The organism is Acinetobacter sp. SK-43, from assembly GCF_015351505.1.
Taxonomy (GTDB): domain Bacteria; phylum Pseudomonadota; class Gammaproteobacteria; order Pseudomonadales; family Moraxellaceae; genus Acinetobacter; species Acinetobacter junii.
This window is the reverse complement of sequence record NZ_JADKPY010000080.1, coordinates 137314-156095: the sequence shown is the minus strand read 5'-3', so window position 1 is coordinate 156095 and position 18782 is coordinate 137314. Positions and strand designations below refer to the sequence as shown.

General features: G+C 36.5%; 17 protein-coding genes. 12 read left to right on the top strand and 5 right to left on the bottom strand.

Annotated features, from left to right (window positions below; genetic code table 11):
- The first annotated feature begins 23 nt into the window (after positions 1-23).
- The 9 genes from IRT38_RS15615 to IRT38_RS15575 all read left to right on the top strand — a co-directional run bounded on the left by IRT38_RS15615 (position 24) and on the right by IRT38_RS15575 (position 9801).
- The gene (locus tag IRT38_RS15615) at positions 24-950 is read left to right on the top strand and encodes a branched-chain amino acid transaminase (protein WP_004950342.1); all 927 of its coding nucleotides are present in this window, start codon (positions 24-26) and stop codon (positions 948-950) included.
- Positions 951-1092: 142 nt separating this feature from the next.
- Positions 1093-2253 carry a nucleotide sugar dehydrogenase gene (locus tag IRT38_RS15610; protein ID WP_004908945.1) on the top strand — a complete coding sequence of 387 codons (1161 nt, stop codon included), beginning with the start codon at positions 1093-1095 and terminating at the stop codon, positions 2251-2253.
- Positions 2254-2419: 166 nt separating this feature from the next.
- Positions 2420-3175: a hypothetical protein gene (locus IRT38_RS15605; protein WP_004950347.1), complete on the top strand. Its 756-nt coding sequence runs from the start codon at positions 2420-2422 to the stop codon at positions 3173-3175.
- A gap of 27 nt (positions 3176-3202) precedes the next feature.
- Entirely contained in the window at positions 3203-4198 is a 996-nt protein-coding gene (locus tag IRT38_RS15600; RefSeq protein ID WP_004964093.1) for a Stealth CR1 domain-containing protein, read from the top strand.
- 14 nt (positions 4199-4212) lie between these two features.
- Positions 4213-4971 carry a glycosyltransferase family 25 protein gene (locus IRT38_RS15595; RefSeq protein ID WP_004908939.1) on the top strand — a complete coding sequence of 253 codons (759 nt, stop codon included), beginning with the start codon at positions 4213-4215 and terminating at the stop codon, positions 4969-4971.
- 54 nt (positions 4972-5025) lie between these two features.
- A complete protein-coding gene (locus IRT38_RS15590) occupies positions 5026-5940 on the top strand; it encodes a glycosyltransferase family 32 protein (RefSeq protein ID WP_075696793.1) in 915 nt (304 codons plus the stop codon).
- A 348-nt stretch (positions 5941-6288) separates the two neighbouring features.
- Positions 6289-7674 (top strand): mannose-1-phosphate guanylyltransferase/mannose-6-phosphate isomerase, encoded by a 1386-nt coding sequence (locus IRT38_RS15585; RefSeq protein ID WP_075696792.1) that lies wholly within the window; start codon positions 6289-6291, stop codon positions 7672-7674.
- Positions 7661-8503, top strand: a complete 843-nt coding sequence (locus IRT38_RS15580) for a glycosyltransferase family 32 protein (RefSeq protein WP_167543106.1) — start codon at positions 7661-7663, stop codon at positions 8501-8503. Before IRT38_RS15585 ends, IRT38_RS15580 begins: the two co-directional genes overlap by 14 nt.
- 53 nt (positions 8504-8556) lie before the next feature.
- Complete coding sequence (locus tag IRT38_RS15575; protein WP_075696791.1) at positions 8557-9801, top strand: glycosyltransferase family 4 protein; 1245 nt, start codon at positions 8557-8559, stop codon at positions 9799-9801.
- 89 nt (positions 9802-9890) lie between these two features.
- Here the strand turns inward: IRT38_RS15575 and IRT38_RS15570 are convergent, their stop codons facing one another.
- From IRT38_RS15570 to IRT38_RS15555, 4 genes are all read right to left on the bottom strand, one after another.
- Complete coding sequence (locus IRT38_RS15570; protein ID WP_075696790.1) at positions 9891-10775, bottom strand: lysophospholipid acyltransferase family protein; 885 nt, start codon at positions 10773-10775, stop codon at positions 9891-9893.
- Between the two features lie 5 nt (positions 10776-10780).
- Positions 10781-11002, bottom strand: coding sequence for a hypothetical protein (locus tag IRT38_RS15565; RefSeq protein ID WP_004908914.1), 222 nt, complete (start codon positions 11000-11002; stop codon positions 10781-10783).
- Between the two features lie 159 nt (positions 11003-11161).
- Positions 11162-12943 carry an aspartate--tRNA ligase gene (gene aspS / locus IRT38_RS15560; protein WP_004950367.1) on the bottom strand — a complete coding sequence of 594 codons (1782 nt, stop codon included), beginning with the start codon at positions 12941-12943 and terminating at the stop codon, positions 11162-11164.
- A 153-nt stretch (positions 12944-13096) separates the two neighbouring features.
- Positions 13097-13855 carry a DUF4184 family protein gene (locus tag IRT38_RS15555; protein ID WP_194598185.1) on the bottom strand — a complete coding sequence of 253 codons (759 nt, stop codon included), beginning with the start codon at positions 13853-13855 and terminating at the stop codon, positions 13097-13099.
- A gap of 133 nt (positions 13856-13988) precedes the next feature.
- Between IRT38_RS15555 and znuD the strand changes: the two genes are divergently transcribed.
- Together znuD and IRT38_RS15545 are read left to right on the top strand one after the other, a co-directional pair.
- Positions 13989-16064, top strand: a complete 2076-nt coding sequence (gene znuD / locus IRT38_RS15550) for a zinc piracy TonB-dependent receptor ZnuD (protein WP_136695195.1) — start codon at positions 13989-13991, stop codon at positions 16062-16064.
- A 79-nt stretch (positions 16065-16143) separates the two neighbouring features.
- Positions 16144-17607: a phospholipase D family protein gene (locus IRT38_RS15545; RefSeq protein WP_194598184.1), complete on the top strand. Its 1464-nt coding sequence runs from the start codon at positions 16144-16146 to the stop codon at positions 17605-17607.
- A gap of 30 nt (positions 17608-17637) precedes the next feature.
- On the opposite strand, the gene IRT38_RS15540 is transcribed toward IRT38_RS15545, so the two are convergent.
- Positions 17638-18084, bottom strand: coding sequence for a hypothetical protein (locus IRT38_RS15540; RefSeq protein WP_004908900.1), 447 nt, complete (start codon positions 18082-18084; stop codon positions 17638-17640).
- Between the two features lie 168 nt (positions 18085-18252).
- Between IRT38_RS15540 and IRT38_RS15535 the strand changes: the two genes are divergently transcribed.
- Complete coding sequence (locus tag IRT38_RS15535) at positions 18253-18738, top strand: RcnB family protein (protein WP_004964059.1); 486 nt, start codon at positions 18253-18255, stop codon at positions 18736-18738.
- Positions 18739-18782: the final 44 nt, after the last annotated feature.

Sequence of the window (18782 nt, the reverse complement as noted above, 5' to 3'; positions counted from 1 at the left end):
TGTAAAAAAATGGAGTATGTGCGATGAGTTTGGCTGATCGTGATGGTTTTATTTGGCAAGATGGAAAATTAGTGGATTGGCGTGATGCAAAAATTCATGTCTTAACTCACACACTACACTACAGTATGGGCGTCTTTGAAGGTGTCCGCGCCTATGAAACCCCAAATGGTACAGCAATCTTCCGTTTGCAAGATCACACTAAGCGCTTATTAAATTCAGCAAAAATTTATCAAATGAATGTTCCATTTGATCAAGCGACATTAGAACAAGCACAAATTGACGTTGTTCGTGAAAATAAATTAGCGTCTTGCTACCTTCGTCCATTAATTTGGATTGGCTCTGAGAAACTTGGTATTGCTGCAACAGATAACACGATTCATGCTGCTGTAGCTGCATGGGGTTGGGGCGCATATCTTGGTGAAGAAGCGATGGCACGTGGTATTCGCGTAAAAACTTCTTCATTCACTCACCATCATCCAAACGTGACGATGTGTAAAGCTAAAGCATGTGGTAACTACACAGTTTCTATCTTGGCACACCAAGAAGTCGCACGTTCAGGTTATGACGAAGCAATGTTGCTTGACCCTCAAGGTTTCGTCTGCCAAGGCGCTGGTGAGAATGTATTCTTGATCAAAGATGGCGTATTACATACACCTGATTTGGCTGGTGGTGCATTAGAAGGAATTACACGTCAAACGGTGATCACGATTGCTAAAGATTTAGGTTATGAAGTGATCGAACGCCGTATCACACGTGATGAATTCTATATCGCTGACGAAGCATTCTTCACAGGTACAGCTGCTGAAGTAACACCAATCCGTGAGTATGATGACCGACAAATTGGTTGTGGTTCACGTGGTCCGATTACTACAGAAATTCAAAAGACTTTCTTTGATGCCGTCCAAGGTCGTAATGATAAATATGCAGATTGGTTAACTTACGTTAAATAAGTAAAACTCTGCGAAGAAAGCGAAGCTCATGCTTCGCTTTTTTATTGAAACAATGTCAATAGATTGCAATTAAATCATCATTAATCTTTCATCTAACTTCTTTAGCTTGGTCACTAAGATCAAGAATAAAATCAGAGAACGAATGAAGATTACTGTAGTGGGTGCTGGCTATGTGGGTTTATCAAATGCCTTATTGTTTGCTAAGCAGCATGATGTGGTTTTACTAGATATTGATAAAAGTCGCGTAAAGTTATTAAATCAAAAAGTTTCGCCGATTAGTGATACTTGCATACAACACTATTTAACTGAGTCGCATCTTGAGGCAACGACTGAAAAAGAGCGTGCTTATCAGGATGCTAAGCTGATTATTATTGCAACCCCAACAAACTATAATCCTGAAACCAACTATTTTGATACTTCTAATATTGAATCTGTCATCGATGATATTCAAAAAATAAACCCAAAAGCGCTGATGATTATTAAATCTACAGTGCCTGTGGGCTATACCAAAGAAATTTCGAATAAGCTGAAACTTAAGAACTTAATCTTTGCTCCAGAGTTCTTGAGAGAGGGGCAGGCCTTACAAGATAATCTCTACCCATCTAGAATTATCGTAGGTGAAAGATCTAAACGCGCAGAAAAGATTGCGAAATTGTATTTAAAAGCTACGGTCAGAAAGGATGCAGTTTTACTCTGTGTTGACTCAACTGAAGCTGAGGCCATTAAACTATTTTCAAATACATATTTGGCAATGCGAGTAGCATTTTTTAATGAGCTGGACACGTATTGTATAAAAAATAAACTAAGTGCTTTGGATATTATTAAGGGTGTGGGTTTGGATCAACGCATCGGTGATCACTACAATAATCCTTCTTTTGGTTATGGAGGTTATTGCTTGCCTAAAGATACCAAACAGCTTTTAGCTAATTATGATGATACTCCTCAAGAGCTGATTTCAGCGATCATTCGCTCTAACCAAACTCGCAAACAGGCGATCATTGAAGATATTAAGAGTCATAATGTTTCATGTGTGGGTATATTTCGCCTAACGATGAAAGCCGATTCAGATAATTTTAGAGAATCTGCTGTTCATGATGTATTACAAGGACTTGCTCAAGAGGGTATAAAGATTGTGATTTATGAGCCTACTTTGGATGCTAAAGAGTATTTTGGGCATCCGGTGATGAGTAGTTTACAAAGATTTAAATCGGCTTCTGATCTGATTATTGTCAATCGTATGGTGCCGATGTTCAGTGATGTCATGGAAAAAATCTACACGCGAGATTTATTTGGTATCAATTGATCAGGTGATAAAAACATAAATGGCTTGAAGGGTTTGACGAATTAATAATAAAAAAAGTTACAAGGTCTATGCTAAGATAGCTCAACATTCAGTGCATATTGTTTTGACGATTTGGGATTATTTCCCGCGCATTTAAAATAATATCTAAGGCATTTAAGGTTAGCAGATGGCAGACATTCAACAAGATTCGGCAGCTCATGAAGACAATATTATTTTGTGCATGAAATGGGGAACCAAGTACGGTGCCGAGTATGTCAATCGTTTATATAATATGGTGCAACGCCATCTTACTTTACCTTTTAAAATGGTGTGCTTAACGGATCGTACAGAAGGTATTGATCCGAATGTACAATGCTTCCCGATTCCTCCATTAGATTTGCCTGCAGGAAGTCCAGAGCGTGGGTGGAATAAACTCTCAACTTTTGAACCTGATCTGTATGGTTTAAAAGGCAATGCACTGTTTTTAGATCTCGATGTTGTCATCGTAGATAATATAGATTGCTTCTTCCAAGAACCAGGTGAGTTTCTGATTATTCATGACTGGAAGCGACCTTGGCGCATTACGGGGAATAGTTCGGTTTATCGTTTTAAGTTAGGAGCTTTTCCTGATATTTTGCCGTATTTTCGTGAAAATTTTGATGAAATCCGTCAGAAATTCCGTAATGAGCAAGCTTATCTATCTTGGTTTGTTCACAAAGAAGGAAAATTGAGTTATTGGAATGATCAGTGGTGTAAAAGCTATAAATATCATTGTCTAAGAAAAATTCCATTTGCTTATTTCCAAGCACCAGTAAAACCAGAAGGCGTTAAGATTATTATTTTTCACGGTGAAATTAATCCACCTGATGCAATCAATGGTGGTGGTGGTAAATGGTATCGTTATGTATTGCCATCAGATTGGATCAAGGATGCTTGGCAGTAAATCTGTATTTATGGAAGGTTTTGATTTATGAATCAGGGTTTGCATCCGCTTGATATCGTCATCGCATGGGTCGATGGGAATGATATCTCTCTGAAAAATAAACGCCGTCAATTTATGAATCAAAACGAACCATCAAATGCTTTGGGTGATACTCGTTTTGCAAGTAACGATGAAATCTATTTCTGCATCGCCTCAATTCTTAAGTATGTTCCATATGCAGGCACGATTTATGTCGTGACGGATCAGCAAACACCTTTGTGGTTAGACCAATTTTCCCAGCAAGGTTTATGTCCTGCTGAAAAAATAAAAATCGTTGATCATCTAGAATTATTTCGTGGATATGAGTTTGCTTTACCGACATTCAATTCACTAAGTATTGAAAGTATGTTGTGGAATATTGAAGGGATTTCAAATCATTTTATTTATCTGAATGATGATTTCTTTTTCAATCAACAGTCTGATTTAAGTGATTTTCTTATTGATGGTCAGATGGTGATATATGGACATTGGCAAGCAACACTCATCAAGAAAATGAAATATATTTTCCGAAAATTCTTACAGCAGAATTTTGGAAAGGTAGCTGAAGCGAAATATTCAACGGCTCAAATGTTGAGTGCAGATCGCGTGGGAATGACCAAATATTACGAAATTCATCATCGCCCTCATATTCTCAGTCGTGATTTGCTCAGTACTTATTTTAAGAATAATAAAGAGCTTTTAGACCAGCAAATTCAGTTCAAATTTAGGAACATTGATCAACTGTTACCAGTGGGATTGTCTAATCATTTAGCAATTCAATCTGATCAAGCCATTTTAAAAGATGATATTGATATTGCTTATTTAAAAGATGGTCGTAATTTGGAAAAATTTATATTAGCTTTATCTAATTCTGAGATTAAATTTGGCTGTATACAAAGTCTAGATCAATTGGAATCATTAGCTGAAGGACGCATCCGAGCCGCACTGATTCAAAAATTTACAGGGTTTTTACCCAGCCAAATTCAACCGACTACTGTGGTCTAAACGAAGGAAAGCAAATGAAAGTTGTGACTTATCTTATTAATTTAGACGGCAGTGATCAACGTTTAGCAAGTGCGACAGCTCAGCTCAATCAAGCGGGATGGGATTTTAGCCGATTCTCTGCTTATGATGGGCGAGGTAAAGCCTTATCTGAATTTGAAAACTACGATGATCTTGCTGCTCAGAAAATATTAGGGCGTAGTTTAATCAATTCTGAGTTGGGTTGTTATCTAAGTCACTACGGTTGTGCTGAAAAATTTCTAGAAACGGATGCCGATTATTTAGTTGTCTTAGAAGATGACATTGAAGTGTTGCCTAACTTTAAACAGAAGCTTGAATCTTTATTAAGTTATTTAGATCAACATAAAGAGTTGGATTGGTATACCGTCAATATTGCTGCTAAAAAGAAAAAATTAGCAAAAGACATTGTTGAGTTTGATCATTATACCTTGTGGCATGCATATTATTTCCCAATACGTGGTGTAGGCTTGGTTTGGTCTCGAAAAGGAGCTGAACAGTTTGTACAACTGGGTAAAATCATGACCGTTCCAGTCGATATTTTCTTCCAAAGTTGGTTAAGTAAAACAGGAAAAGGGCTTGGTGTTTGGCAGCCATTTGTGCAGCCAGCAGGTCTGGATAGTGATATTTTAGGTACTGTTGCTGCTCAAGGTATCAAACGGAAGCAACTTGAGAATCGAAGTGCTTCTCATGGATTTAAGAAGCAGAAGCGTATGTGGCGTGATCGCTTTTATGCAATTAAACATTTAATGTCTTGAGTCCTAGTTATAGACTGTAATAAATAATTTTCTTTATTTTGTTGAGTACATTTTATGAAGTTTTTTAAGAAGCTCTTCTATCTTTTGAAATTTTATACAATGTATTCAAACCAAAAAAGAGAAATAAATGAGTCAATAGATAACTACGCGGACCTGATCGTTCTCAATCCTGGTCAGCAAAATGCGGTTATTCCCAAAATTATCTGGATGTATTGGGAAGGACCAGTGGCTGGATTTGTGGAAAAATGTGTTGAGCAAGTTAAAAAGACCAATCCAGATTATGAGGTTCATTTTCTCACGCCAGACACAGTGAAAAACTTTTGTAATATTGATTTTGGTCGTTTCCCAAAGGCAACACCGCAACAAAAGGCCGATTTGCTCCGTTTTGAGTTGATTTATCAGCATGGAGGAATTTGGTTGGATGCAAGCATTCTGGTTTATGAAAGCTTAGACTGGATTCAGGAACTGATTGCGAAGAATCATACCAACAGCTTTGCCTATTACCGTGCCAAGAATACAACACTTAAAGATTTTCCCGTCTTAGAGAATTGGTTATTGGCCAGTGCAGAGAAAAATATTTTCTTTAAAGAATGGTTTGATGAACTGGCGAAAGCGATTGAAATGACGCCTAAAGCCTATTTGCAAAAACTGAAAGAAACAGAACCTGATTATCAGGATATGTTTCAACAGATTGGTCGTCTGGAATATCTAGTGGCGTATGTGGCCTGTCAGAAAGTGATGCGTAATCATTTGCCGAGTATGTGCTTAATTAACTGTGATCAAAATGCGCTGTATTTTCAGGTAAAGCACCAATGGGTGAAAGAAAAAGTGCTGATCGATATGGCAATCAATTACCCGCCTCAGCAAATGCCAAGGTTGATCAAGCTTGCAGGCAAGGAAAGAAAAACCCTGAGTCATTATTATGCAAAAGGGATGTATCTGGAAGGTTCATTATTGGACATTTGTTAACAATGGATGAGTAAATTAATAGTGAAAGAGAGAGGGGAAGGCGGTAAAATGAATCTTTTGAAGTATTAAACAGTTTGTTAAACTTCTTCCTGAGTAAAAGTAGCGTATTATGACTTTTAATATTGAATTGATCGAAGTATTTCTGAATTTTTTTACTTGATAACAGAACATTGAAACATATCAGATACGTTCTATATGTTCTGTTATATTGGTGTTGGGTGTAATGAAGTACAAGTGTTTAGAAAACTTTATCGACATTTGTCTCTTGCAAGTAATTCATATGAAATCAAATTTTAATATTTGATATTTTAAAGATATAGCAAAGTGAAGCAAATTAAACCGATTATAATGGCTGGTGGCAGCGGAACTCGTTTATGGCCATTATCGAGAACACAATTCCCAAAACAGTTTTTGAAACTTGGCTTAGATGGCTATACTTTATTACAGTCAACAATATTACGTTTGAAAAATTTAGATTGTGATGATCCCATCCTAATTTGTAATGAAGAGCATCGCTTTTTAGCAGCAGAACAAATGCGTGAGATAGGGGTTAATGCCAGAATTATACTCGAACCCGTTGGAAAAAATACTGCGCCAGCGATTGCCTTAGCTGCGATATTATTAAGGCAAAAACAAGAAAACAAACTTATGCTCGTTTTAGCAGCGGATCATGCGATTTCAGAACAGACCGCATTTGAAAATAGTATTAAAGATGCAATTGATTTAGCAAGTCAAAATAAATTGGTTACTTTTGGAATTGTACCGACACATGTAGAAACTGGATATGGTTATATTGAAAAAGGTACACCAATCGAACATGGTTTTAATATTGATAAATTTGTAGAAAAACCAGATCAAGCAACTGCCCAAGCATATCTAGAAAGTCAAAGATTTCTTTGGAATAGTGGCATGTTTATGTTTGAAGCAGAGCAATATTTAGAAGAGCTAAAAAAATATGCTTCTGATATTTTTCAAGCATGTAACTTATCTATGCAAAATATATGCTTAGATATTGATTTTATTAGAATTGATCAAATGGAGTTTGAAAAATGTCGTTCTGAATCTATTGATTATGCTGTCATGGAAAGGACAGCACATGCTGTTGTTATTCCTCTTGAGGCTGGATGGAGTGATGTTGGTTCATGGTCTGCTTTATGGGATATCAAGCCAAAAGATCATAATGGTAATGTAACAGACGGTGATGTGCTTTTGCATCATAGTCAAAATAACTATTGTTATAGTGAAAGTCGCCTAGTTTCATTGTTAGGTGTAGAAAACCTTGTTGTTGTAGAAACAAAAGATGCTGTACTGGTTGCTGATAAAAATAAAGTTCAGGATATTAAAAAAATCGTAGAGCAATTAAAAAATGATGATCGTAGTGAATATTACCGTCATAGAGAGGTTTATCGTCCATGGGGTAAATATGATAGTATTGACCAATCATCAAGATATCAGGTTAAGCGTATAACTGTAAAACCTGGTCAAAAATTATCTATACAAATGCATTATCATCGTTCTGAGCATTGGATTGTAGTTAGTGGAACTGCAAAAATTCATAAAGGAACGGAAAGTTTTTTATTAACAGAAAATGAGTCTGTTTATATTCCTTTAGGTGAAATTCATGCATTGGAAAATCCTGGTAAATTGCCGCTTGAGTTAATTGAAGTACAATCTGGAAGTTATCTGGGGGAAGATGATATCGTCCGTTTTGATGATTTATATGGAAGAACTTAAAATGGTGATACCTAAGATAATTCATCAAACCTATAGAGATCATAACTTACCAAATGAGATTACTATAGTCGTTGAAAACTTAAAAAAGTTAAATCCTGATTGGGAATATCGTTTTTATACAGATGAAGATATCTTAGAATATATAAAAAGAAATTTTGATGAAGAAATTTTAAGAACTTATCAAAGTATTAACCCTGTCTATGGTGCAGCAAAAGCAGACTTTTTTAGGTACTTGGTTTTATATAGAGAGGGTGGGGTATATATTGATATTAAAAGTACCTGTATATATCCTTTAAGTGAGGTTATTAAGCCCGATGATCGTTTTGTGGTGACACAATGGCAAAATGGTGTTGGACAAAAGAATGAAGGCGCTGGATTATTTTCACATTTGACTAAAGAACTAGAAATAAAAAATGGAGAGTATCAGCAATGGTTTATTATTGCAGAAAAGAATTCTCCAGTTATGAAATATGTATTAGATACAGTTATAAATAATATTAAAGGTTATAGAGCATGGAAATATAACTTTTATAGTTATGGTAAACGTGGTGTATTGTTTGTTACTGGGCCGATTGCTTATACGAAAGCGATTCATAATATTCAAGATAAATATTTAATTAGATTTGAGCGTTATGATATTGATGTTGGATTTTTATATAATGCATTAGAGGGAAAGTGCCATACGAAGATTCTTGGTAATCATTATGCTAAATATAAAGGTTATATTGTTAATCAAGGTATTATTTTAAATTTTCTTTCTTTAGTTTATATTTTTATAATCCGTCTTAGTCGGAATTTTTTGAAATTCATAGGTAAGTGGAAGGAGTAAGTTTTCATTTTTTAAGTGGAATGGAGACTTTATGTAATTAATTTAGGTGTTCGATGATTTGGGTTAATATTTCAAATATATTAAAAGTAGATAAGTTTAATGGGATTGCTCGGACAGAGTATGAATTATGTACTTATGCTTATAAATTATTTAAACAAGGGTATCCGATTAAATTTAGTACATTTGATGAGTGTCTAGGCTTTATTGAGATCAGTAGTGAAAAATTATCAGTTGTACTGCATAATTTAAAGAATGATTCTGTGGTGTTGAATGGTCGGTTAGCATTTAAGCCAAAATTAAAGCGAAGTATTTTAAAGCGACTTAATATAATTAAAATTTATTGTGGAACAGTTAATTACTGTTTCTCTAATGATGACTCTATTGTTTCAGTGGGGCAAAATCTCAGTTTTGGAGAAATGAGAGCATTTGGAATTGTAAAGAGTAAAATAAATATTCAATTGCGACTACTATGCCATGATCTTATACCTATTAACTACCCAGAGTTTTTTTTAAGTAAAAATACTAATCTGTTTTCAAATTATATGAAACAGACAATTAAAGTGGTTGATTATTTTTACTGTAATTCTGAATTTACAAAACAAGAGTTAACAGATTATCTTGTAAAAATGAAGGTAAAAAAACCACCAATGAATGTTATTACTCTGGGGTGTGATCTGTATACAAAGAAAATTAAAAGTCCGCTAAGTCAGACACTGCAGGAACTAATTAGTCAACCTTATTTATTATTTGTTTCTACGATTGAAATCCGAAAAAACCATAATTTGATTTATCAAATGTATTTGAAATTATTAGAACAAGGTGCTCAAAATCTACCTCGGATTTATTTTGTGGGAAAAAGAGGTTGGAAAGTTGAAAAATTATTAAATAGTTTAGATAATGACTCTAGAATTAAAGAGAAAATTTTTATTTTAGATCGTATATCTGACTCTGATCTTATTCAATTATATAAATATTGTTGGTTTACCCTCTACCCCTCATTTATTGAAGGATATGGACTACCTGTAGCTGAGAGCCTATCGTTTGGTAAATTTTGCTTGTCATCTGATGCAGGTTCTTTACCAGAAGTTGGGAAGAATTGGATTGATTATGCTGATCCATATCAATTGGATCAATGGGTTGAGAAGTTTTTATTTTTAATCAATCATCCAGAGTATATTGTTGAGAAAGAAAAAATAATTCGTGAACAATATCGTCAAGTTTCCTGGGAGGAATGTTCAAGGGAGATTTTAACCTCAGAATTAATTGATTTTAAACAAGAGCTTCCTATTATAACTTGAATTAATTATATAACTGGCAATTTGTATAAAATTGCCAGTTAATTTATTTTAAGGAGTAATTGAATAAAGCAATTTTTAAATTTTTTTAGTCAATATCCATGTTTGTAAAATGTATCTTCGTTGACTGATTGAATTCCTCTAAACCGCTTATATCCCCACATGTATTCAGTTGGAAAGCGGTTGATCATTTGCTCTACCGCTTTATTTAATGCAGTTGTCGCAACTTCTATATCTCGATCATAGAGTTCAGGATCATTGAGATCATCACAGTAGACCTCAAAACCTTCACCATCCTCTCTACGGAAACAACTTAATCCCACTAAGCGGCATTGAGTTTTTTGTGCCATTTTGCTGGCTAAAGTACTAGTTAAGCAGGGAATTCCAAAAAAAGGAACCACGACACCACCAGAGGGTTGAGGGACATGATCTGGCAGAATTACACTGAAACCACCTTGTTTGAGGTTTTTGAATAATGCTTTAACACCGTTGGCATCAGTTGGAACTAGTGTCGCGTTTAACCGTTGGCGAGCATGTAAAGCAAAAGCATTAAATCCTGAGTCTTTCATGGGTTTATACATAATGGTAGGAATACCATATTGGTGTACCCACGCATTCATCATTTCCCATGTACCGAGGTGAGGGGTAATAATTAAAGCACCACGCGGATCACTTAAAGCATTTGTTAATACTTCTAAATTATGTACAGTACGAATTTGCTGAATGCTCCATTCTGGAGGCATTGCCCAGCATTTCCCAGATTCGATATAACTTAAACATTGCTTCGTTACGCTTTCTTTAGCAAGCTTTTCACGCTCACTCTCAGGAATATCTGGATAAGCAAGACTTAGATTTACCCGTGTTTTCCAAAGCATACTTTTATTTGGATTTTGATTAATAAAGTAAGCCGCCACTTTTGCAATACTGCGCAAAAATGCTAAAGGTAGAATACGGAGTAAAGTGGTATAAAACGACATTGCGATTAATCTTGTTTATTCGCGTTGCCTTTGAGGACCATATAAATGAGGGCGACAAAGATGAGAAGTGCACCTGCTAAGCTACTAACGCAAAAATATAAAATGCGTTCATTGGTCGTCATATTGAAAAGTTCATTTGCTAAGATATAGCGCATAAAAAACCATTGTGCCAAAGAAAACACAATAATCACAATTGCATGTCGACGTACATCAGGACGCATTGCCATAACAATGACCTCTCAATAAAAAGCAGTTCATTATGCCACTAGCATAGATATTCTCAAAGTATAAATTATCGTACCAACACTCTCCAAAAGGAGGGGATCTGATAGCCATAAAAAAACCCTGTACGAGACAGAGTTTTATTTAATCCATAAAACTACAGATTATTTTTCTTCAGCTTTCGGCTTTTCACGTAAACGAATGCCTAAGTCACGCAATTGATTTGCTTCAACAGGAGCTGGAGCTTGAGTCAATGGACATTCAGCAGTCTTCGTTTTCGGGAATGCGATCACATCACGAATTGAAGATGCACCAGTCATCAACATGATCAAACGGTCAAGACCAAAAGCCAAACCACCGTGTGGAGGCGCACCATAACGTAATGCGTTCAATAAGAAGCTGAATTTTTCTTCCGCTTCTTCTTCGCCGATACCTAAAGCTTCAAAAATTGCTTTTTGCATTTCTAGTGTATAGATACGAAGTGAACCACCACCGATTTCAGTACCATTCAATACCATATCGTATGCAACTGACAATGCCGCGCCTGGATTGCTCTTCACTTCTTCAACACTTGATTTTGGTAGCGTGAATGGGTGATGAACAGATGTCCATTTACCATCATCAGTTTCTTCGAACATTGGGAAGTCAACAACCCAAAGTGGAGCCCACTCGCACGTTGCAAGATTCAAGTCATGACCGATTTTCACACGAAGAGCGCCCATCGCGTCATTTACGATCTTCGCTTTGTCTGCACCAAAGAATACGATGTCACCGTTTTCAGCACCAACGCGTTTGAGTAGGTCAAGTACGATTGGTTCGATGAATTTAACGATTGGTGATTGAAGACCTTCGATGCCTTTCTCAAGTTCATTGACTTTAATATAAGCCAAGCCTTTAGCACCGTAGATGCCTACGAATTTAGTGTATTCGTCAATCGCACTACGTGGTAGTGAACCTGCACCAGGAACACGTAACGCTACAATACGACCTTTAGGATCTTTTGCAGGACCAGCGAAAACTTTGAACTCAACGTCTTGCATTAAGTCTGCAACGTCAACCAATTTCAATGGAATACGCATATCTGGTTTATCAGAAGCATAATCACGCATTGCGTCGGCATAAGTCATACGTTCGAATTTATCGAATTTTACATTCAATAATTCGTTGAACATTTTAACTGTTAAGCCTTCCATTAAATCCATGATGTCATCGTCACTCATGAACGATGTTTCAACGTCGATTTGGGTAAATTCAGGCTGACGATCTGCACGTAGATCTTCATCACGGAAACATTTCGCGATTTGGTAATAACGATCAATACCACCGACCATCAACAATTGTTTAAACAATTGTGGTGATTGTGGAAGCGCGTAGAAACTACCATTTGAAACACGGCTTGGTACTAAATAGTCACGTGCGCCCTCAGGAGTTGCACGAGTCAAGATAGGTGTTTCAACGTCTAGAAAACCGTGATCTTCGAAATAGTTACGAATTAAGTTAGTAACTTTAGAACGGAAGCGTAAACGATCTAACATTTCTGGACGACGGATGTCCAAGAAACGATATTTCAAACGAATTTCTTCAGAAATATTGGTATTTTCGTCATTTAATGGGAATGGCGGAGTTTCAGAAGCAGCAAGAACTTCGATTTCTTTTGCCAAAACTTCAATTTGACCACTCACCATGTTGGCATTTTCAGTACCTTCATAGCGACGACGTACACGACCTGTAATTTTTAAAACAAATTCAGAACGTGCTTTATCCGCAGTAGCGAATGCTTCTGGTGTATCTGGGTCAATAACGACTTGAACTAAACCATCACGGTCACGCATATCAAGGAAAATCACACCGCCATGGTCACGGCGACGATGAACCCAACCGCATAGAGTAACTGTTTGATCGATTTGGGCTTCAGTTAAAGAGCCACAGTAATGAGTGCGCATCATATTGAATTATTTATCCAAACTATATTGGCTAGAAGGTGAATGCGTAAACAGCGCAGCACCAATGAAGGGGAGATTATGCCTTGTTGAACGTATAGTCTCAAGTCTTAATGCTTTAACAGAATCTTAAACATCCGCTTTTAATTAAAATGAGCTTTAGTTCTTATTTCGATCTAAAAATAATAGGACTAAACATGCGGCAGTAAATAGTATTAACCCTGTCTGAGTAAACTCATTAATTGATTTGCCGATAAAAAAATATCGTTCGGTGTTCCAAAGATCAGAATGGATGTGGTGACTATAGTCCCAGACAGATAACATCCCAGAAATTGTTGAAATTATTAAGCTTATGATCATGAATAGTTTAATTTTTACAGGAACAGCTTTCAGTTGCTTATGGGTATGGTAATAGCTTTTACACATGCAAAAGATAAAAGGTAAAGCCACAACAGATGAAGTAATTTGCAATATGAAATGTAAGGGATAATTTAAACCAAATATTGAAATATTCTGAGCCAGTAAATCTTTAAAAGCGAAAGTTCGAAAATCGAGATGCGTTAAACCATCCCATACTAAGTGGGTTGCGGTACCGATGATAATTGCAAAACAAGTCATTAATACGAAAGTGATGATTTGATCAAACGATTTAATATTTAGAGGATGAATGATTCCAAGTACTCGATACATCACAGGGCGATAGATCAGATACCAAAGTAAGCAGAAAAACAAACCTATCGGAAGATTCGGAAATAAAATACCTGACCACTGATGAGTTGTGTCAATACTTTCATCTGTAAATAAACGATATAGATCAGGTGTCATGCATCCAATCGCCAAAGTAGCAATAGGAAGATGTCCTTTAGTCAGTTTTGATAATGGTGGTGCAAGTACAGCGTGGGAAAGTGTAAAAGGCATATCGTTAGAAAACGAGTTTTTATGAAATCATGGAGCAGCAGTGTAGCAAATGTTTCGTGTTGTGATGTTTCTTATTGCAAATTGGATGAAATGTTATAATATAACAAAAATAAATTGATTCGAGATAATGTTCATGTTGTTTTATAAAAATATATTAACGCTGTCTATATTAGCAGCTGTTTCTGTAACAGCTTTTGCTGCTGAAAACGAAAAAGTTGAAAGCTTAGAAACGATTAGAATCAAAGCGCATCCATTGGAACAAACCTCACAGGATTTTGCGGTAGCCGATAGTGTGATTGATCAAGCTAAATTATCACAAGGTGCGGTAACCATTGGGGATGTACTTGGGCAACAAACGGGGATTTATTCAAATCAGTTCGGCGCTGGTTCAAGTCGTCCTGTCATCCGCGGTCAAGATGGTGCTCGAGTCAAAATCTTACAAAACTCATCTGAAAACATTGATGTATCGACATTATCACCTGATCATGCAGTAACTGTAGATCCTGCGTTAGCAAAACAGGTCGAAGTGATTCGTGGTCCTTCTACATTATTATTTGGTGCAGGTACAGTAGGTGGTTTAGTCAATGTGATTGACAGTAAGTTACCTACGCAAATGCCTGAAAAAGGTTATGAAGGAAATGTTGGATTACGCTACAACACGGGAAGTGATGAAAAGCTGGCAAGTGCTGGTGTTACAGTTGGTTTAGGCGATCAAGTAGCATTACGTGTTGAAGGTTTAAAACGTGATGCGAATAATTACATTGCACCCGATTATTTTCATGAAGGTGAAAAAGAGCGTCGAGTTGATAATACTTTTGCTGAAGGTCAAACTGTAAATGTTGGTTTGTCATGGATCTACGATCGTGGTTTTACAGGGATTTCTTACAGTAATCGTCAAGATAAATATGGTCTACCTGGCCATAGTCATGAATATGAAAGTTGTGAAGCTCATTTAGTTGGGACTCCACATTTACATTGTGGTGATCATGAACACGAAGATGAGCATGGTGGTGATCATCATGATGAATATGAAGGTGAACACGTACATGAAGCAGGACCGTGGATTGATTTAAAATCTGAACGTTATGACATTCGTTCTGAATTAGACAATCCGTTCAAAGGTTTTAAGAAGTTTAGAGTGCAAGCAAGCTATACAGACTATCAGCACGATGAAATTGAAGAAGATAAGATTGCTACTCGCTTCAAGAATAAAGCATATGATGGACGTGTTGAGTTGGTACATAACCCAATCGGAGCATGGGAAGGTGTGATAGGTACTCAGTATGGGCAACAGAAATTAAATTTAACGGGTGAAGAAGCATTTTTAGCGCCAAATACGACAAAAAAATGGAGTCTTTTTGCTCTAGAACATGCTCAATTCAATGACGTACATGTTGAGTTGGCAGCTCGTGTGGATCAACAAAAAATCGATATCGAAGATTCAAGTAAGAAAGATTTTGATGGTTCAGCATTTTCTGCTTCAGGTGCCGCTAACTGGGAATTTGCACCAGACTATAAACTTTCTTTAGTTGCATCGCATCAACAACGCCTACCACTAGCTCAGGAGTTATATGCTGATGGTAAACATTTTGCGACCAATACCTATGAGTTAGGAAATGATCAGCTCAAAAAAGAGCAGTCGAACAATGTGGAATTAGGCTTCCATTATGATAATAATCGTTTTGATTATCATATCCATGTTTATCATAACTGGTTTGATGACTACATTTACGCACAAACTTTAGATCGTTACGAAGACTTCCGCCTAGTAAAATATACTCAAGACAAAGCACGTTTTTATGGAGCTGAGGCAGAAGCTGCTTACCAAATTTCTCCTACATACAAAATCGGTGTGTTTGGTGATTACGTGCGTGGAAAAATCGACAATGAAAATGCTCCACGTGTTCCAGCGGGGCGTTTAGGGACTAAAGTAAATGCTGATTTTGGTGATGGTTTCACTGGATCTGCTGAGTATTATCATGTCTTTAACCAAGATAAAATCACGGCATATGAAACCGAAACACAAGGTTATAATATGTTGAATCTTGGTGTCGCATACTCGGGTCAATATAGTAATTTAGGTAATTATCGCGTTTTTCTAAATGCAAATAACCTTTTAGATGACCAAATTTATCAACATGCATCGTTCCTCTCAACGATCCCTCAAGTTGGTCGTAATTTTACAGTTGGTGTAAATTTTAACTTTTAATTTTCACTGAAATCTTATTGAAATATCAATCTATAAGCTCTAGCCTTGGTTCATTAGGCTAGGGCTTTTTTCTGTTTATATGCGCATCTTCCAAAGAATTCATCAAAAGTTAAACTGGTCAGGTCGACGTTACATGGCAGTGATTTTATGTATTTTAGCTATAGGATATATTGCTTCTGCAATTTATCATACGGTGAAACCTCTTCCTAAAGGATTGAATTTCACTGGTCAATTACGTCATGCCAATGTGAAATTTCTAGCAGACCAAACTTATGTAGATGCGCAAGGAAAGCAACATCTCGATCAGAAAATTTTTACTGAAATTTTTAAATTAATTGATGATGCACAAACCACAATTGTGCTGGATATGTTTTTGTTTAATCAAGAAGTAGGTCAATCCAAGGTTCAGCAAATCCCTTTGATGCAAAAATTAACAGATGCACTGATTCTAAAGCGACAACAGAACCCGGCCATTCAAATTGTATTGATCACTGATCCAATCAACTCTGTATATGGTGGGATTGCACCTGAACATTATCGTTTATTGCGCCAAGCAGGTATTGATGTAATCGAAACAGATTTGAAACCTTTACGTGCATCTAATCCACTTTGGTCTGGTTTTTGGTATATCTGTTGTCAGAATCTAGGCAATAGTTCAGAGGGTGGATGGCTAAAAAATCCATTTGGTGACGATAAAATCACTTTACGTAGTTATTTAGAACTCTTTAACTTCAAAGCAAATCATCGAAAAACTTTGGTTGTGGATACGGAACAAGGTTGGAAAAGCTTAGTGACTTCTGCAAATCCACATGATGGCAGTTCACATCATAGTAATGTTGCTTTAGTTGTAGATGGTCCAACTGCGGTTGATATGCTACAGACAGAGCAAGCAGTTGCATCTATGTCTAAGGGCTCAAGTCCTGTTGTGATCATGGGCGCATTTGCTGAGGATAAGAGCTTGCCACAAGTGCAGGTGCTGACTGAAAAAGCAATTTATGATGCTGTAATCAAGATGATAAATGGGGCTAAAGCTCAAGATCATTTAGATATTGCTATGTTTTATTTATCAGAACGACAAATTATTGAGGCACTTAAACAAGCTAAAAAGCGTGGTGTTGATGTGCGGATGATCTTAGATCCGAATAAAGATGCATTTGGTCGACAAAAAAATGGTATACCCAATCGACAAGTTGCTTCTGAATTGAATGCTGTTGGTATTCCGATTCGATGGTGTGATACTCATGGAGAGCAATGTCATAGTAAAATGCTGCTTAAATATAATCATCAGCATGCAGAGTTGATTCTTGGTTCTGCAAATCTAACTGCACGCAATTTAAAAAATTATAATCTTGAAACCAACATGAAAGTTGTTGGGAATACACAAGCACAGGTTTTTCGTGATGCAGAGACATATTTTAATTCATCGTGGAATAACCTAAATGGCCGTCAAATGACGGTTGATTATGCAAAGTATGCAGATGAATCAAAATTAAAATATTGGATATATCGTTTTATGGAATGGTCTGGATTGTCGACGTTCTAAAAAGAAAGAGGCTTATAGCCTCTTTTTTTATTATGGATTTGGTGGAATCAACTGATCCAAATCCTTATCAGCAAGTTGATCTAATTCACTTAGATCAGTTTGAATTTTCCACTGGCTTTCATCTTCAACAGGGTTGGGCAAACGTGCTTCAAGCCAATCACAAACGGTATTGGGATCAAATTCAGGATGGTTACATTGAATGACCCATGCCAAAAAGTCCTTTGCTTCACCATTCATATAGGGTGGTGGTGACACAGGGAAAAATTGTGTTGGTAAGCGCTCGTTGGTTGATAAGTAATTCAGAACATGTCCAAGTTCTTGAACAGTTTGCCATGCTAGTGCGTGTTCTACATTAATACTAAATTTAAACCACCACGCATGTTGCTCGTCTGTGCCATGTGCAATGATTCTTTCCTTTTGCACGCTTGGAATTTTAGAAAAGAAATCGTAAAGACGATCAAAATTCATTTCAGACACTGAACCACTCCAATACTAAAAAAAAGATATTAACATACTTAAGTTATGCTTCATTCAACATCAGCCCATCTTGTAAATTTTACTGGTTGTCGAAAAAAATATTATTACTACAGTGCTGGTGTTTTTCTGTACTAAACTAATTGTAGAAATCATTTTGAGGCACTAGAAATGAGGAAAAATAAACTTCAAATTTTGAGTTTAACTTTGGCGATCAGTGCTTTGCCAGCCTTAAGCTACGCAAATAACTGGAGCGGCTATCGAGGAGTTGAACGTCGTCCATATCATGAATCTCAACAAACTTATCAACCTCCAGCTCAAGATCCTTTTGCGTTCTCAAATCAGCGTTATACACCTACAGCACCACCGAAGGGGTATTATTATCAACCCTACCAAAATAATCACTACTCTTACCAATATCGCCCAAGTGTCAGTATTGAATACTATCCTGAGACTCACTCTGAACATACATATCACCGAGAGGCATTTGTAGTCGGAAATGAGTTACCAAGTGAGTTTCGGAGTGAGCGTTATGTGATCCGAGATTGGGATTATTATTCTTTACGCAAACCACCACGTGGACGCCATTGGGTGATGATCGATGGAAGATATTTTTTAGTGACTGATGATAATTTTAGAATCGAAATTATTCGATGAGCTTTAATACCTTAGGTTGAGATATCTCCATAGTTTCTCAGTAT

Coding starts and splice junctions, on each gene's coding strand:
- aspS (WP_004950367.1), bottom strand. CDS start 12,943: ATGATGCGCACTCATTACTGTGGCTCTTTAACTGAAGCCCAAATCGAT.
- IRT38_RS15600 (WP_004964093.1), top strand. CDS start 3,203: ATGAATCAGGGTTTGCATCCGCTTGATATCGTCATCGCATGGGTCGAT.
- IRT38_RS15585 (WP_075696792.1), top strand. CDS start 6,289: ATGGCTGGTGGCAGCGGAACTCGTTTATGGCCATTATCGAGAACACAA.
- IRT38_RS15595 (WP_004908939.1), top strand. CDS start 4,213: ATGAAAGTTGTGACTTATCTTATTAATTTAGACGGCAGTGATCAACGT.
- IRT38_RS15590 (WP_075696793.1), top strand. CDS start 5,026: ATGAAGTTTTTTAAGAAGCTCTTCTATCTTTTGAAATTTTATACAATG.
- IRT38_RS15575 (WP_075696791.1), top strand. CDS start 8,557: ATGATTTGGGTTAATATTTCAAATATATTAAAAGTAGATAAGTTTAAT.
- IRT38_RS15610 (WP_004908945.1), top strand. CDS start 1,093: ATGAAGATTACTGTAGTGGGTGCTGGCTATGTGGGTTTATCAAATGCC.
- IRT38_RS15535 (WP_004964059.1), top strand. CDS start 18,253: ATGAGGAAAAATAAACTTCAAATTTTGAGTTTAACTTTGGCGATCAGT.
- IRT38_RS15615 (WP_004950342.1), top strand. CDS start 24: ATGAGTTTGGCTGATCGTGATGGTTTTATTTGGCAAGATGGAAAATTA.
- IRT38_RS15555 (WP_194598185.1), bottom strand. CDS start 13,855: ATGCCTTTTACACTTTCCCACGCTGTACTTGCACCACCATTATCAAAA.
- IRT38_RS15570 (WP_075696790.1), bottom strand. CDS start 10,775: ATGTCGTTTTATACCACTTTACTCCGTATTCTACCTTTAGCATTTTTG.
- IRT38_RS15605 (WP_004950347.1), top strand. CDS start 2,420: ATGGCAGACATTCAACAAGATTCGGCAGCTCATGAAGACAATATTATT.
- IRT38_RS15545 (WP_194598184.1), top strand. CDS start 16,144: ATGCGCATCTTCCAAAGAATTCATCAAAAGTTAAACTGGTCAGGTCGA.
- IRT38_RS15565 (WP_004908914.1), bottom strand. CDS start 11,002: ATGGCAATGCGTCCTGATGTACGTCGACATGCAATTGTGATTATTGTG.
- znuD (WP_136695195.1), top strand. CDS start 13,989: ATGTTGTTTTATAAAAATATATTAACGCTGTCTATATTAGCAGCTGTT.
- IRT38_RS15580 (WP_167543106.1), top strand. CDS start 7,661: ATGGAAGAACTTAAAATGGTGATACCTAAGATAATTCATCAAACCTAT.